This window comes from Saccharopolyspora elongata, from assembly GCF_004348985.1.
Taxonomy (GTDB): Bacteria; Actinomycetota; Actinomycetes; order Mycobacteriales; family Pseudonocardiaceae; genus Saccharopolyspora; species Saccharopolyspora elongata.
The window spans coordinates 1-1018 of sequence record NZ_SMKW01000236.1; the positions used below are offsets into that span (position 1 = coordinate 1).

At 64.8% G+C, this 1018-nt stretch carries 1 protein-coding gene; it reads left to right on the top strand.

What is annotated here, in order from left to right; translation table 11 throughout:
• The first annotated feature begins 116 nt into the window (after positions 1-116).
• Positions 117-938 (top strand): undecaprenyl-diphosphate phosphatase, encoded by an 822-nt coding sequence (locus E1288_RS46475; RefSeq protein ID WP_397525898.1) that lies wholly within the window; start codon positions 117-119, stop codon positions 936-938.
• Positions 939-1018 lie beyond the last annotated feature (80 nt).

Consider the following 1018-nt stretch of genomic DNA (forward strand, 5'->3'; position numbering starts at 1 on the left):
GGGGGAGGGCGGGTGGTGGGAATGCTGCAAGATTTGGGCTTCGGGCTCGGCGGCCGGTGGCCGGTGGGCGCACAAGGGTTTCCGCGATCGTGCTGGAGTGGGTTTCGTTGTCGTGGTTGCAGGCCATGGTGTTGGCCGTGGTCCAGGGGCTCACTGAGTTCCTTCCGATTTCTTCGTCCGGTCACTTGTCGATCGTGTCGAAGTTGTTCTTCGGTGAAGATGCCGGTGCGTCGTTCACAGCGGTGACGCAGATCGGTACCGAGCTGGCGGTGGTGATCTTCTTCCTGAAGGACATCGTTCGGTTGGTGGGCGTGTGGTTCCGGGGTTTGGTGAACGCCGAGGTGCGGCGGACGCAGGATTACCGGCTGGCCTGGTACGTGATCGTCGGTAGTTTGCCGATCGGTGTGCTGGGTTTCCTGTTCCAGGACTTCATCCGGTCGACGTTCCGGAGCCTGTGGATCACGGGTACGACGTTGATCGTGTTCGGTGTGCTGATGGGGTTGGCGGAGCGGTTCGGTCAGCAGCGGCGGTCGCAGGACCGGTTGCGGTTGAGCGATGGCGTGGTGATGGGTTTCGCGCAGGCGCTGGCGTTGATCCCGGGTGTGTCGCGGTCGGGTGGCACGATCACGGCTGGTCTGTCGTTGGGGCTGGACCGGCCAACGGCGGTGCGGTTCTCGTTCTTGCTGGCGATTCCGGCGGTGTTCGCGGCGGGGTTGTCGGAGATCCCGCACGTGTTCGAGCCGAGCCCGTACGGGTTGCAGCCGACGACGGCGCAGATGATCGTGGCGACGGTGGTGGCCGGGGTGATCGGGTATGCCGTGATCGCCTGGTTGCTGCGGTTCGTGGAGCGGCACAGCGTGTACTTGTTCGTGTGGTACCGGATCGCGTTGGGCCTGCTGGTGTTCGGGTTGTTGGGTTTCGGCGTCATGCAGCCGTGATCCGGTGATCGGGGAGCGCGGTCGGCACCGTCGGGTGCCGGCCGCGTTTTCGTTTGCCGGGGGTTGTGGTGGGTGGCGCG